The sequence below is a fragment of the Mycolicibacterium wolinskyi str. Jessa 2025 genome (assembly GCF_049241375.1).
Lineage (GTDB): Bacteria > Actinomycetota > Actinomycetes > Mycobacteriales > Mycobacteriaceae > Mycobacterium > Mycobacterium wolinskyi.
The window spans coordinates 867163-880983 of the sequence record NZ_CP185960.1; the positions used below are offsets into that span (position 1 = coordinate 867163).

15 protein-coding genes are annotated in these 13821 nt (G+C 65.9%); 4 read left to right on the forward strand and 11 right to left on the reverse strand.

Annotated elements, in window-relative coordinates:
* Window positions 1-73 precede the first annotated feature (73 nt).
* The 3 genes from ACOI2T_RS04220 to ACOI2T_RS04230 all read right to left on the reverse strand — a co-directional run bounded on the left by ACOI2T_RS04220 (window position 74) and on the right by ACOI2T_RS04230 (window position 2444).
* On the reverse strand, window positions 74-571 hold the full coding sequence (locus tag ACOI2T_RS04220; protein WP_409503945.1) for a hypothetical protein: 498 nt from the start codon (window positions 569-571) through the stop codon (window positions 74-76).
* The gene (locus ACOI2T_RS04225) at window positions 568-1710 is read right to left on the reverse strand and encodes a 3-ketosteroid-9-alpha-monooxygenase, oxygenase component (protein WP_409503944.1); all 1143 of its coding nucleotides are present in this window, start codon (window positions 1708-1710) and stop codon (window positions 568-570) included. Before ACOI2T_RS04225 ends, ACOI2T_RS04220 begins: the two co-directional genes overlap by 4 nt.
* Window positions 1711-1814: 104 nt before the next feature.
* Window positions 1815-2444: a hypothetical protein gene (locus tag ACOI2T_RS04230; protein WP_409503943.1), complete on the reverse strand. Its 630-nt coding sequence runs from the start codon at window positions 2442-2444 to the stop codon at window positions 1815-1817.
* A gap of 62 nt (window positions 2445-2506) precedes the next feature.
* Here ACOI2T_RS04230 and ACOI2T_RS04235 point away from each other — a divergent pair, with 62 nt between their 5' ends.
* Window positions 2507-3040 carry a gamma carbonic anhydrase family protein gene (locus ACOI2T_RS04235; RefSeq protein ID WP_409503942.1) on the forward strand — a complete coding sequence of 178 codons (534 nt, stop codon included), beginning with the start codon at window positions 2507-2509 and terminating at the stop codon, window positions 3038-3040.
* On the opposite strand, the gene ACOI2T_RS04240 is transcribed toward ACOI2T_RS04235, so the two are convergent.
* From ACOI2T_RS04240 to ACOI2T_RS04260, 5 genes are read right to left on the reverse strand one after another with little or no spacing between them, the layout of a single operon-like run.
* On the reverse strand, window positions 3037-3456 hold the full coding sequence (locus ACOI2T_RS04240; protein ID WP_409503941.1) for a nuclear transport factor 2 family protein: 420 nt from the start codon (window positions 3454-3456) through the stop codon (window positions 3037-3039). The genes ACOI2T_RS04235 and ACOI2T_RS04240 overlap by 4 nt on opposite strands.
* Before the next feature lies 1 nt (window position 3457).
* Window positions 3458-4336 carry a TIGR03619 family F420-dependent LLM class oxidoreductase gene (locus ACOI2T_RS04245; RefSeq protein WP_409503940.1) on the reverse strand — a complete coding sequence of 293 codons (879 nt, stop codon included), beginning with the start codon at window positions 4334-4336 and terminating at the stop codon, window positions 3458-3460.
* 5 nt (window positions 4337-4341) lie between these two features.
* On the reverse strand, window positions 4342-5517 hold the full coding sequence (locus tag ACOI2T_RS04250) for a thiolase family protein (protein ID WP_067846804.1): 1176 nt from the start codon (window positions 5515-5517) through the stop codon (window positions 4342-4344).
* Window positions 5517-6587, reverse strand: coding sequence for a thiolase family protein (locus ACOI2T_RS04255; protein WP_067846802.1), 1071 nt, complete (start codon window positions 6585-6587; stop codon window positions 5517-5519). Before ACOI2T_RS04255 ends, ACOI2T_RS04250 begins: the two co-directional genes overlap by 1 nt.
* 12 nt (window positions 6588-6599) lie before the next feature.
* Window positions 6600-7601 carry a Zn-ribbon domain-containing OB-fold protein gene (locus tag ACOI2T_RS04260; RefSeq protein WP_409503939.1) on the reverse strand — a complete coding sequence of 334 codons (1002 nt, stop codon included), beginning with the start codon at window positions 7599-7601 and terminating at the stop codon, window positions 6600-6602.
* A 57-nt stretch (window positions 7602-7658) separates the two neighbouring features.
* On the opposite strand from ACOI2T_RS04260, the gene ACOI2T_RS04265 reads away from it, so the two are divergent.
* The 3 genes from ACOI2T_RS04265 to ACOI2T_RS04275 are packed head-to-tail and all read left to right on the forward strand — an operon-like array spanning window position 7659 to window position 10658.
* Entirely contained in the window at window positions 7659-8690 is a 1032-nt protein-coding gene (locus ACOI2T_RS04265) for an LLM class F420-dependent oxidoreductase (RefSeq protein WP_085142312.1), read from the forward strand.
* Window positions 8691-8733: 43 nt separating this feature from the next.
* The gene (locus tag ACOI2T_RS04270; RefSeq protein WP_409503938.1) at window positions 8734-9450 is read left to right on the forward strand and encodes an acetoacetate decarboxylase family protein; all 717 of its coding nucleotides are present in this window, start codon (window positions 8734-8736) and stop codon (window positions 9448-9450) included.
* On the forward strand, window positions 9447-10658 hold the full coding sequence (locus ACOI2T_RS04275) for a cytochrome P450 (RefSeq protein WP_409503937.1): 1212 nt from the start codon (window positions 9447-9449) through the stop codon (window positions 10656-10658). Before ACOI2T_RS04270 ends, ACOI2T_RS04275 begins: the two co-directional genes overlap by 4 nt.
* A gap of 463 nt (window positions 10659-11121) precedes the next feature.
* On the opposite strand, the gene ACOI2T_RS04280 is transcribed toward ACOI2T_RS04275, so the two are convergent.
* The 3 genes from ACOI2T_RS04280 to ACOI2T_RS04290 all read right to left on the reverse strand — a co-directional run bounded on the left by ACOI2T_RS04280 (window position 11122) and on the right by ACOI2T_RS04290 (window position 13793).
* Window positions 11122-11775: a nitroreductase gene (locus ACOI2T_RS04280; RefSeq protein ID WP_409503936.1), complete on the reverse strand. Its 654-nt coding sequence runs from the start codon at window positions 11773-11775 to the stop codon at window positions 11122-11124.
* A gap of 42 nt (window positions 11776-11817) precedes the next feature.
* Window positions 11818-12381 (reverse strand): HD domain-containing protein, encoded by a 564-nt coding sequence (locus ACOI2T_RS04285; protein ID WP_409503935.1) that lies wholly within the window; start codon window positions 12379-12381, stop codon window positions 11818-11820.
* Between the two features lie 611 nt (window positions 12382-12992).
* Entirely contained in the window at window positions 12993-13793 is an 801-nt protein-coding gene (locus tag ACOI2T_RS04290; protein WP_409503934.1) for a crotonase/enoyl-CoA hydratase family protein, read from the reverse strand.
* Window positions 13794-13821 lie beyond the last annotated feature (28 nt).

A 13821-nucleotide genomic window follows, 5' to 3' on the forward strand; every position in this document is an offset into this window, starting at 1 on the left:
CCTGTGATTCATGGGGCGCGGTTATTTATCAAGAACGATAAATTGCAATGTCACAAATTGTTGTGCCGCGCGGTCAGCCGTCGCCGGGGGACGGGGCGCTCGAAACTTCCTCGAGGCAGCCCTCGGCGATGGCGTGTTTGATGCTGTCGGCCAGTCGCGGGCACGACCGCGCGCGGGCCGGATCGCCTCCGGACTCGCGGATTTCGTTGAACACCGCACACCGTTGTGTCGCCTCGGAGCTCCACTGCACCGACGTGTGCTGCGGGCCGAGCTTCTTCACCTGAACGGCCACATGGCAGAACCGGCAGTCCACCGACACGAGACCCGATGTCAGATAGCGTTCCCGATCACGCTGAGTGGCCTCCCGCACCGCGGCCGCACGTTGCGGATCGGATGCGAAGTCCGGTGCCTTGGACCAACTTCCAGAGCTGCGCCCGCCACTGGTGACGTGCTCCTCGTCCTCGTCGTGGCCGAGTAGTTGCAGCATCGAGCGGGCCAGACTGTCGACGTCGGCGGGGCCGACAATCTGACCTGAGTCTGGCGCCTGTGCCCGCTCGTCGCGCTTGGTCATGAGCTCGACTGCTCTGCCTTCTGCCGCTTGAGGTTTTCCTCGACCTCGACGTTCCACTTGTCGACGGCAGCCGTCGTATCGATCTCCATCTCGAAACGATCGGTCATGTCCGGCGTGATGTCGGCGACGTCGACATAGAACTGCTGATACCAGCGCCGCATCTGGTACACGGCGCCGTCTTCCTCCACGAGCAGCGGATTGTCGATGCGCGTCTTGTGTTTCCAGATCTCGACGTCCTGCAGGAAGCCCTTGCTGACGCCGTCGGTGAACGCCTTCGCCAGCTTGTCGGTGGTCGCATCGTCCATGCCCTTGGGCTTTTCGACGATGACACCCCACTGGAGCACGAACGAATCCTGCGTGACGGGGTAGTGGCAGTTGATCAGGATCGACTCGGCCTTGAAACCGCCGTAGTTGTTGTGCAGCCAGTTGATCATGAACGACGGCCCGAAATACGAAGCCTCCGAATCGAGATGGGCCTCGCCGTACGCGGTGCCCATGTCGCCGATGTCGGGCCGGCCGACGTTGTGCAGGTACTGCGACGCGATGTGGCCCTCGAAGACGTTCTTGAAGTACGTCGGCAGGCCGAAGTGGATGTAGAAGAAGTGCGCCATGTCGGTGACGTTGTCGATGATCTCGCGGCAGTTGCTGCCTTCGATGAGCATCGTGTTCCACCGCCAGTCCGTCCACCCGTCGTCGGCGAACTCGGGGATCTCCGGGATCCGCACCTCGGGCTGAGGTGGATTGCCCTCATGGTCGTGCCAGACGAACAGCAGGCCCCCGCGCACGTCGGTGTGCCAGGCTCGCGTGCGTGCCAGCCGCGGCGTCCGCTTGGCGTACGGAACGAGCTTGCACTTGCCGTCGCCGCCCCAGCGCCAGTCGTGGAACGGGCAGGCCACCTCGTCGCCCTTGATGGTGCCCTGCGACAGGTCGCCACCCATGTGCCGGCAGTAGCCGTCGAGGATCTTCAACTCGCCCTTGGAATCGGCGAACACCACGAGCTTGGTGCCGAATGCCTCGATCGAATGCGGCTTGCCGTCCAGGAAGTCCTTCGCCGGGCCAAGGCAGTGCCAGCCCCGCGCATATCGATCCGGCAGTGCGCCGGTGTCGATCTCGCGAACTCCGACATTCTCGGTAGCCATGACGCCTCCAGTCCTTGCTCTCTAACTAGAACACGTTACAGTTTTCGGGTCAGGTCTGGCAACGCGAGCCACGTGACCTGCGGCATACCCACGACTGGTGGCGGTTACTCCCGCTCGGGAAGGCCGATCCGCAGCGCGATCTGCTGCATGCGGCCCACGCTGGCCACCGTTTGCGGCGACACCGGATCCTGCGGAGTGCTGTCGAATTCGAGCCGCACCAACGCTCGGCCCTGCGTGAACATCAACAGCGTGACGGCCTTTGACCCGTCCGGGGCAGTGCCGGATATCACGGTCCCGCCGGTGCCGACGGGGACGGGCTGAGGCGGCCCGCCGGTCACGATCGTGCTCACGGCTGCCGAGGCCTGACGCAGGGTCGCCGACGCCGTCGCGACGTCCGGGTAGATGAGGATGGTGTCCGCGATGGCCCGGGTGTCGTCGGCGTTCACGAACAGCGCGCTGGCCCCGTCCTGGCCGTCGGGATTGACCGTCGTCGAACGTGCGGTGAAGGTGTTCGGCGGAATGCTGACGTCCTCGGCCTGCAGCAGCAGGTGGCTGTAATCGGAAGCCTGCGGTTTCGGTGATGTCGTCGTCGGTGCCGCCGCGGGCAGTCCCGGGGCTGGGGCGCTCGCGGGCGGGGTCTGGGTTGCGTCGCAGGCGCCGGCAGAGACGACGACGACAGCAGCGAGTGCGGTGGTGAGCAGGGACTTCAGCCGACCGGCTGACGTGAACGACATAGTTACTGGTTACCGTACGCGCCGCGGCGATGCGACCGCGCTAGCTGCGGTATATGTGAACGATGCCGTTGTACTCGTTCGAGGGTCATACGCCGAAAGTCGACTCGACCGCGTTCGTGGCCCCGACCGCCACGCTGATCGGTGACGTCACGATCGAGGCGGGCGCCTCGGTGTGGTTCAACACGGTGCTGCGCGCTGACTTCGCGCCGATCGTGATCCGGGAGGGCGCCAATGTGCAGGACGGCTCGGTGCTGCACGCCCCGCCGGGGGTGCCCGTCGACATCGGGCCGCGCGCGACGATCGCGCACATGTGCGTCGTGCATGGCGTACATGTCGGGGCCGAAGCGCTGATCGCCAACCACTGCACAGTGCTCGACGGCGCCGTGATCGGGCGTCGCAGTCTGATCGCGGCGCACTCGCTCGTCGTCGGCGGTACCAAGATCCCCGACGAGGTGCTCGTCACGGGTTCACCCGCGAAGGTTCGGGGCCCGATCGCCGGTACCGGCGCCGAGATGTGGGTCGATTCGAACCCGCAGGCCTACCGCGACCTGGCCGAGCGGTACCTGCGCGGGCTGGAGGCGCTGCCCGACGCCTAGACCGGCTCGGCGGTCGCGGCGGCCCGGTCCACCTCCCAGAACGCGCGCAGCGCGATCATCTTTCCCGCTTCGTCGACGCGATACGTGAACACCCCTTCGGTGGTGATCCGATGTCCGCCCATCGTGGTGACGATGCTGCCGACGTTGGCTTCCTCGTTGCCGCACTGGAACGTGTCGACGAAGTTGAACTCCAACTTGTCGGTCGGCGCGATCGCCTTGTCCCAGAACGCCGCAATCGCCTCCTTGCCGCGATGCCCCGTGCCGTCCGGATCGAAGAACGACGGGCCGATGGGGTCTTCGACGACCGCGTCGTCGGCGAACACCGAGAGCCAGGCCTCCTTGTCCCGCGCGGCCACCGCCGCGCGGGAGCGCTTGCCGGCCAGGTGAGCTGGGTGCTGGGGATCGGTGATGGGCATGTCAGTCCTGCCAGCCCGAATGGATGTAGGTGTCGGCGAACCGCTTCATCGAATCCTTCTTCTTCTCCAGCGGCGCGTCGAAACCGAGGCCGTCGAAGATCCACGGGATCACGATGTTGTCGGTGATGCCCGCTGCGGCCAGTTCGCGGTGGCCGTCCACCCCGAACTTGTCGATGCACACCGCCTGGAACTCGAAAGCCTCGTCGGCCCTGCCATATTCGGCTCGCAGCTTGTTGAGCGCGGATACGGTCTCGGCCAGTTGTGCGCCCGTCATCATCGCGCTCGTCCAGCCGTCGCCGACCCGTGCCGCGCGCTTGAGCGCAACGGGGGTGTGGCCACCCACGTAGAACGGCACCGGCTCACTCGGTGCCGGACTCATCTGCAGCCGTTCGAAATCGTAGAACTCGCCGTGGAATTCGACCATGCCACCGCCGAGGACGAGCTTGATCACCTCGATCATCTCGTCGACGCGCGCGCCGCGTTTCGCATAGGGCTGGCCGCACCACTCGAACTCCTCAGGCGCCCAGCCGATCCCGACGCCGAAGCCGAACCGGTTCCCGGTCAGATTCGCGACCGAGCCGACCTGGCGGGCCAGCAACAGCGGATTACGCGAGCCCAGTTTCATGACGTTGGTGTAGAAGCGCAGCGTCGAGGTGACCGCACCCATCGCGGCCGCGGCGATCAGCGGATCCACCCACGGTGTATCGGCATTCCACATGCGCGAACCGTCCGGGGTGTACGGATAGTCCGCGGCCTGCTTCTCCATGTAGAACAGCGAATCCGGCAGTGCGATGGAATCGAACCCGACCTCTTCGGCGGTTCTGGCGAGATCCACCAATTCCTCGACCGGGCCCATGGCCACGCTGACGGTGTACTTCATGCGGCTCATGGCTTGCCCGGTTTGTCGGACGAGACGACCCACATCGAGTAGTACTGCGAGCCACCGCCATACGCGTGACCGAGTGCCTTGCGGGCACCGGGCACCTGATGGTCGCCGGCCTTGCCCATCACCTGGATGGCCGATTCGGCGAACCGGATCATGCCGGAGGCGCCGATCGGGTTCGAGCTCAGCACGCCGCCGGACGGGTTGAACGGGATGCGCCCGCCGATCGCGGTTTCGCCGGCCTCGGTCAGCTTCCAGCCCTCACCCTCGGGGGCGAAGCCCAAGTTCTCCAGCCACATCGGCTCGAACCACGAGAACGGCACGTAGACTTCGCCGACGTCGATCTCGTCGATCGGGCTCGTGATGCCGGCATCGCGCCACAGCGCGGCCGCGGCGTCGCGCCCGGCCTGCGGGTTGACTTGGTCGCGCCCGGAGTAGGCGAGCGGTTCGGTGCGCAGCGCGGTCGCGTGGATCCAGGCGACCGGGTGGCCTTCGGCGACGCGGGCGTCCGCGGCCTGCTCGTCACCGATCACCATGGCGGCCGCGCCGTCCGAGGACGGGCAGGTCTCGTCGAAACGAATGGGATCCCACAACATCTGCGACGCCATCACCTTCTCGAGCGTGATGTCGGGCTGATGCAGATGCGCGAGCGGGTTCTTGGCCCCGTTGAGCCGGTCCTTGACCGCGACCATCGCGCCGATGTGGTTCGGCGCACCCGAGCGACGGATGTAGGCGCGTACATGCGGGGCGAAATAACCGCCCGCACCCGCACCGACCGGCTTGGTGAACGGCACCGGAATGCTCAGGGCCCACATGGCATTCGACTCGGACTGCTTCTCCCAGGCCATGGTGAGCACCCGGCGGTACTTGCCCGACTTCACCAGGCTCGAGGCGACCACGGCCGTCGACCCGCCCACCGAACCGGCGGTGTGCACGCGGATCAGCGGCTTGTTCGTCGCACCGACGGCGTCGGCCATGAACAACTCGGGCATCATCACGCCCTCGAAGAAGTCCGGCGCCTTGCCGACCACAACGGCGTCGATGTCGGCCATCGTGGCGCCTGCGTCGGCCAGCGCCCGGTCGATGGCCTCGCGCACCAGACCGTTCATGGAAACGTCCTGGCGCTTGGCCACATACTTCGTCTGTCCGGTACCGAGTACCGCGGCTTTCTGAGCCATCACTTGCCCTCCAGGACTGCAACCAGATTCTGTTGCAGCGCAGCGCCACTCGTGGCATGAGCCAACACGCGCCCCGCTGATCCGTCGAATATGTGCTGTGCGGCGAAGCCGATCCGTTCGAGTCCCGCCGAGAACATCGGGTTGGCGGCCAGCACCCCACCCGACGGATTGATCTTGGTCGATTCGCCAAGGCCAATCGCCTCGGTGAGGATCAGCTGCTGGTGGGTGAACGGCGCGTAGAGCTCGGCGACCTCGATGGAACCGGTGTCGCCGCCGGTTGCCGCCTGTGCCGAGGCGGCGGTCGAGGGCGACGTCGTCAGATCGCGGGCACCCAAGACCGGGGTCTCGATGCGATGCTCGAATCCCGTTATCCAGGCCGGGTTCTCCCGCAGTTCGCGGGCCCGGTCGCCGGCGGCCAGCACGATCGCCGACGCGCCGTCGGCGATCGGTGCAATGTCGTGGCGGCGCAGCGGATCGGCGAAGAACGGCCGGTCCAGCAGTTCCTCGATCGTCTTCGCCGGCTTCTCGCTGTCGGTTCGTTCCGATACGGCGAAGGAATCCAGCGCGACCTGGGCCATCTCCTCGGCCGTCCACTTCCCGGCGTCCAGCCCGAAGCGGGCCTGCAGCCCCGCCATCGACACGGCGTCGGGCCACAACGGCGCCACCGTGTACGGGTCGGTCTGCAGGGACAGTACGCGGCGCAGGATGCCGGCCGACGACTTGCCGAACCCGTACACCAGCGCGGTCTCGACCTCACCGGTCAGGATCTTGATGTAGGCCTCGTACAGCGCCCACGCGGCGTCCATCTCCACATGCGATTCGTTGATGGGCGGTACCGCGCCGATCGAGTCGATCGCCGAGATGAACGAGAACGCCCGGCCGGCAAGGTAATCCGACGAGCCGGAGCACCAGAAGCCGATGTCGGTCTGCTGCAGGCCGAGCTCTTCGTAGAGTTGATGAAAACACGGCATCAGCATCTCGACGCCGTTGGTCGTGCCGTCGGTGCGGCGAACATGCGGGGCGTGCGCGAAGCCCACCACTGCAACTTGTCTGTTTGACCCCGAAGTCATTGCGAAATCCCTTTACAGGTGGTGCTTGTAGGTGTCGTAGTCGGCGTCGGGCTCACCCGTCGGCCGGAAGTGCGAGATGTTGTCGATGCCGAGACCCCATTCCTCCTGGGGCTTCCACACCGCTTCCACACGCATGCCCATCCGGACCTCGGATGCGTCGATCTCGGTCACCAGATGCAAGAACGGGATGTCAGCACCGTCGAGCAGCACGTACGCCGCGACGTAGGGCGGCTTGATGCGCTGCCCGGCGAACGGGATGTTGATGATCGCGAACGTCGTGACCGTGCCTTTGTCTGGCAGTTCGACGTACTCGGTGAGTTCTTTGCCCGTCGCGGGATCGGCTTCCTTGGGCGGGAAGTAGACCTTGCCCTTCTCGCCGTTCTTGCCCACGGTGCGCGCGCCCAGAAGCTTGCCCTCCTGCAACGCCCGCAGGAACGTGCTCTCCGGGAGTGACGCGGTGTGCTGGATCTCGATCGCCGTCGGGACCACCAGCATCGTCACCGGATCGCGGTCATCGGCGGTGTCCGGCACGGGTTCCGGGTTTTCGCCGGGCACGAAGTAGGCGATGTCGGTGACCGCGCCGACGGGCTCGTCGACCCAGTGCGCGTGCACCCGCATGCCGGTGCTCACCGCGCCTTCCGCCGCGTCGATCGCGTGCAGCATCGGGGTGTCGGCGCCGTCGAGCTTGATCAGCGCCCAGGCGAACGGGCGGTCCAGCGGCTGGCCCTCGAGCGGCTCGGGCTGCCAGGTCCAGGACATCACGGTGCCGACGCTCGCGACCGGCACGACCTCGGTCAGTGCTTCGTAGGTCACCGGGTCATACTCAGCGGGTGGCACATGCACGCGCCCGTCCGAACCCCGCACGCCGACGATGCGGCGCTCGCGCAGGGCGGTGAAGAACTGACTCAGCAGAGGGCCAACTGAACGGGTGTAGTCAAAAGACAGTTTCAGTGGCGCAGAAAGTGGCGGCTCGCGGCGATCTATCGAGGCCGGGCTGCTTTGGCTGGCTGTCACACATCGAGTAGAACAGGTTCTAAGAATCGTGGCAAGAAGCGGTCGAGAGGACAGCTAATGAAGTTGGGACTGCAGCTCGGATATTGGGGCGCACAGCCGCCCGCCAACCACGCGGAATTGGTGGCGGCGGCCGAAGCGGCCGGGTTCGACACCGTGTTCACGGCCGAGGCGTGGGGGTCGGATGCGTTCACCCCGCTGGCCTGGTGGGGACGTGAGACGAGCCGGATGCGGCTGGGCACCTCGGTCGTGCAGCTCTCGGCCCGCACGCCGACCGCGTGCGCGATGGCGTCGCTGACGCTGGACCACCTGTCGGGCGGGCGCCACATCCTCGGCCTCGGTGTTTCGGGTCCGCAGGTGGTCGAGGGCTGGTACGGCCAGAAGTTCCCGAAACCGCTTGCCCGCACGCGTGAGTACATCGACATCATCCGCCAGGTGTGGGCGCGCGAAGCCCCGGTGACCAGCGCCGGACCGCACTATCCGCTTCCGGTTTCCGGCGAGGGCACGACCGGGCTGGGCAAGGCGCTCAAGCCGATCACCCATCCGCTGCGGGCCGACATCCCGATCATGCTGGGCGCCGAGGGGCCCAAGAACGTCGCGCTGGCCGCCGAAATCTGTGACGGCTGGCTGCCGATCTTCTACACCCCGCGCATGGCCGACACCTACAACTCCTGGCTCGACGAGGGATTCGCGCGGCCGGGCGCGCGACGCTCGCGCGAGGATTTCGAGATCTGCGCGACGGCCAACATCGTCATCACCGAGGACCGCGCGGCCGCGTTCGCCGCGATGAAGCCCTACCTGGCGCTCTACATGGGCGGCATGGGGGCCGAAGACACCAACTTCCACGCCGACGTCTACCGGCGGATGGGCTACGGCGAGGTGGTCGACGAGGTGACCGCGCTGTTCCGGTCGGGCCGAAAGGACGACGCGGCCAAGGTCATCCCGGACGAGGTCGTCGACGACGCCGCGATCGTCGGCGACGTCGACTACGTGCGTGAGCAGATCAAGGTGTGGGAGGCCGCGGGCGTCACCACGATGGTCGTCAGCGGACGCAGCGCCGAGCAGATCCAGGAGCTCGCCGCGCTCGTGTAGACACTTCTTGCAAAGTGTTTAGAACAGGTTCTAGATTTGGCCTGTGACCCAGCACACCATCGCCGGCCAGGCGGTGACCATGCCGGTGCAGATCCGCACTGCGGACCAGCACATGGCCATGTTCTCCGTGGATGCCGACGCCGCGCAGCGGATGATCGACTACAGCGGCCTGCAGGTGTGCCGCTACCGGCCCGGCAAGGCCGTCGTGATTCTGATGCTCATGCGGTACGTGGACGGCGATCTCGGCCAGTACCTCGAGTACGGGACCAATGTCATGGTCAACCCGCCCGGGTCGACTGCATCCGGGTTGCGTGCGCTGCAGTCGGCGGGTGCGTTCATCCATCATCTTCCGGTCGATCAGGCCTTCACGCTGGAGGCCGGCCGCAAGATCTGGGGTTACCCAAAGGTGATGGCGGACTTCACCGTTCGTGACGGACGCCAGTTCGGGTTCGACGTGAGCATCGACGGCCGGCTCGCGGTGGGCATGGAATTCCGGCCCGGTCTGCGGGTGCCGTCGGTGTTCACCTCCAAACCCCAGGTGCACCCGACGTACTCGCACCTCGACGGTGTCACCCGCGAAACCGCCGGGCAGATGCGGCTTTCCGGGGTGCGATATCGGCTGGGCGGCGCGCGGCTGACGCTCGGCGACCACCCCTATGCGAAGGAACTCGCGGCGCTGGGGCTGCCCAAGCGGGCATTCATCTCCAGTTCCGCTGCCAATGTGCAGATGACGTTCGGCGACGCCAAGGAGATCGCATGACCCAGGTTCTGCCCGCGACCAAGCCGGACGTCGATCTGGTGAACGGGGTGTTCTACGCGGACGGCGGGGCTCGCGAGGCCTACCGATGGATGCGGGCCAACGAACCGGTGTTCCGGGATCGCAACGGGCTCGCGGCGGCCACCACCTATCAGGCCGTCATCGACGCTGAACGCAACCCCGAACTGTTCTCGTCGACCGGTGGCATCCGTCCCGACCAGCCCGGAATGCCGTACATGATCGACATGGACGATCCACAACATCTGTTGCGGCGCAAGCTCGTCAACGCGGGCTTCACTCGCAAGCGCGTCATGGACAAGGTGCCCTCGATCGGCAAGCTGTGCGACACCTTGATCGACAACGTGTGTGAGCGCGGCGAGTGCGACTTCGTGCGCGACATCGCCGCGCCGCTGCCCATGGCGGTGATCGGTGACATGCTCGGTGTGCTGCCGTCTGAGCGCGAAATGCTGCTGCAGTGGTCCGACGACCTCGTGTGCGGCCTGTCGTCACACGTCGACGAGCAGACCATCCAGAAGCTCATGGAGACGTTCGCGGCCTACACGGCTTTCACGATGGACGTGATCGCCAAACGCCGTGCCGAGCCGACCGACGACCTGTTCTCGATCCTGGTCAACGCCGAGGTCGAGGGGCAGCGGATGAGCGACGACGAGATCGTCTTCGAGACGCTGCTCATCCTCATCGGCGGCGACGAGACCACCCGGCACACGTTGTCGGGTGGCACCGAACAGCTTCTGCGACACCGGGATCAGTGGGATGCCCTTGTTGCGGATGAGGAGTTGCTGCCCGGCGCGATCGAGGAGATGCTGCGCTGGACCTCGCCCGTCAAGAACATGTGCCGCACGCTGACGGCGGACACCGTGTTCCACGGCACCGAGTTGAAGGCCGGCGAGAAGATCATGCTGATGTTCGAATCGGCCAACTTCGATGAAGCGGTGTTCGGTGATCCCGACAACTTCCGGATCGACCGCAACCCCAACGGTCACATGGCTTTTGGTTTCGGATCGCACTTCTGCCTGGGGAATCAACTGGCCCGCCTTGAGCTCAAGCTCATGACCGAGCGGGTACTGCGGCGCTTGCCCGACCTGCGTCTTGCCGACGACGGCGCGGTTCCGTTGCGTCCGGCGAACTTCGTGAGCGGGCCGGAGTCCATGCCGGTGGTGTTCACGCCGACGGCTCGCGTGGGGGATTAGGCGCCGCGACCCGGCAGATGTGTGGGTGTGGTTCTGCCCGCCTGTTAGCGACAATGTCGCGGAAATCGCCTCATGTTGCCCTTTGGGCACTTCAGCCCCAGGCCGGCGACATCATCGGTCGCTTGTGTCGCAATTTCCTCTCCCGCAACGTAATTCGGGGTGCCCGACTACGAGCGACATTGTCGCTGAGCCGCTTGGACACTTGGCCGCGTGAGTAACGAGGCGGCGATCTGACGCGTCTTTTTCCGCCACTGCGTTACTGGCGCGGCAGTCTCGTCGTCGCCAGCCACCCCATTGTCACGCCAGAGTGGCTGTCGGCCTCGAGAGCCACGCCAGCGTGACAATCGCGGGCTCACGCCGTTGCGCCTGAGGCGATTTCCGCGACTTTGTCGCTATTAGGCGGGCACAACGACACCTCGGTGAGCCTGACGTCGGAGCGCGGCCGGCCTCAGTACCTCAATACTCAGTCCTCGATGAACACCACATTGGCGCTCACCGGATTACGTGGCGTGTGTACGGAATTCGCCGGGAAGTCGGGGTCGGCGTACCCGATGCCCAGGCCGCACAGGATGCGCAGGTCTTCGCCGATGCCGAGTTGAGAGCGCACCACGTCTGGATACCCGGCGATGGAAACCTGCACGCACGTGTCGAGACCGCGGGCGGTCAGTGCCAGCAGCAGGGTCTGCAGAAACATCCCGACACCCATCGCGTCGACGTAGTCGAGGTCGCGGTGCATGCAAACTATGCCGGCCAGCGGCGCGCGGAAGAACTCCCAGTTGCGCAGCACCACGGTGCGTCGCGCCTCGGTGTCCCCACGCGCGATGCCGAGGGCGCCGAACAATGCTGCACCGACCTCGAATCGGTGGTGCTCGAATTGCTCGGGCAGTGGGGGGATTTGAGGTTCAGCGGCTTGGGCCTGCGTCAGCAGGGCGGCTACCAGCCGGTCGCGCGCCGCCCCTGAGGTGAACAGCACCTTCCATGGCTGCACGTTCGAATTGGAGGGGGCGCGGATGGCGAGCGAGAGCGCTTCGTCGACGAGTTCACGTGGGACGGGTTTGTCCGGCAGGAACAGTCGGGTCGTATGTCGCCCATTGATGGCCTCTTCGAGGTCGTACATGGGTCAGCACGGTATCGATACCGCGTCGTGCTGCCCACTCATTTACGCGAGGTATGGATCGCTGCGGCCGTGGCCCGCGAGGCGACTGCGCACCCGAGCCGACGCGGCACGGATGTAGTCGTCGCGGGCTGGATTGGCGAGTGCGCCCGGCGAGTTCGGTCCGTGGCGTGCCAGCTTTTCACGGAGCCGCTCGGACACGGTGATGAAGGATCCGTCCTGCAGGGCGGTGTTGTCGGCGACGGTCAACACGTCGGACGACTCGTCTTCGACGAACTCGAATGCGCCCAACGATTCGTCGAGACCGCGTACACGGGCCACGAACCGGCTGCCGGAATGGTGAGCGACCAACGCGCAGATATCGTCACGCCAGCCGTGCTCGCGGAGGTACAGCGCACCGTCGAGCGGATGGAATCCGGTTCGGCCGAGGACGGGCAGATAGCCGATGTCGTGCAACCAGCCGGCGGCGACGAGCGCATCGACCGCGGCGGGCGGGACCGCCGCGCTGAGTGCTTCGCACCGAGCCGCGACGCCCGTGAGGTGGCTCAGGCGGTCGGGTTGCTCATGCATCAGACAGGTCGCGAGGCCGCGGGCTTTGTCCGCGAGCATCCCCGACACAATCGCCAAATTACGCGCGAGAAACTGACGGCGCCGCCGGGTTCGGCATGTTGTCGCGCGACGTTCGAGCGTTCGCCGGCGTGCGTTGGTACGGAAGCTACAAGGCCCGCAATTGCTATGAGTTGGTTAAGTATCCGCTGTGCATGGCGTGGGCACCTTCCGGCGGTCAGTCTATTTAGATAGTCTCGCTAATTGTGATGGAACGCTGATCATGACGACAGAAGGGGTGCACGCCATGGCACGACGCATGACTAAACGGAGATTGATCGGCGGGGTGGTGCTCAGCGGCGCGATTCTGGCCGGTGCGACTGGAATGGCCGGTGCTGCAAGTGCGGAACCGGTCACAGGTTCGGCGCAGGTCAGTCTGCAGACGTTAGGTCCTGCTCCGCTCTTCCCGCCTCCGCCACCGCCGCCGCCCTTCTGGGGGCCGCCGCCTCCACCACCCCCGCCGTTCTGGCGACCGTTACCGCCGCCGCCACCGCCGTTCTGGCGGCCACCACCACCGCCACGGTTCTGGGGACCGCCGCCACCGCCGCGTCCGCACTGGTGAGCCGATAGCACTGGGGCCCTGCTCGAACGAGCAGGGCCCCAGTCGATCGTCGCTACTTCATCTGGAACTTGGGCGCGCGCTTTTCCTTGAATGCCAGCGGACCTTCCTTGGCGTCCTCGGACAGGAACACCGGAATGCCGTTGGCGGTGTCGGGCTTGAACGCCTCGTTCTCGTGCATGCCCTCGGTCTCGCGGATGGTCTTGAGGATCGCCTGCACGGCCAGCGGCCCGTTGTTGTTGATCACCTCGGCGATCTCGAGCGCCTTGTCCAACGCGGTGCCGTCGGGAACGACGTACCCGATCAGCCCGTACGACAGCGCCTCGGCCGCGGTGATGTGGCGTCCGGTCAGCAGCAGATCGCACGCGATGGTGTAGGGAATCTGGCGCACCAGCCGGACGGCCGACCCGCCCATCGGGTACAGGCTCCACTTGGCCTCGGAGATCCCGAACTTCGCGCTCTCACCCGCGATGCGGATGTCGGTGCCCTGCAGGATCTCGGTGCCGCCCGCGATGGCGGGCCCCTCGACGGCGGCGATCAGTGGCTTGGTGAGCCGACGGCCCTTGAGCAGACCGTCGATGCGCGACGGGTCATAGCTGCCGTCCTTGAACGAATCGCCCGGCGGCTTCTTGGTCGCGCCCTTGAGGTCCATGCCCGCGCAGAAGTACCCGCCGGCTCCGGTGAGGATGCAGGTTCGGATCTCCGGGTCGTTGTCGACACGGTCCCACGCCTCGACCATGATCGAGAGCATCTCGGTCGAAAGCGCGTTGCGCGCCTCTGGCCGGTTCAGCGTCAGGATCAGAGTGTGTCCGCGCTGCTCAATGAGTGCGTCGGGCTCCTTTTTCGCCTCGCTCACAGGTACCTGCCTCCATGCTTTCCAACCC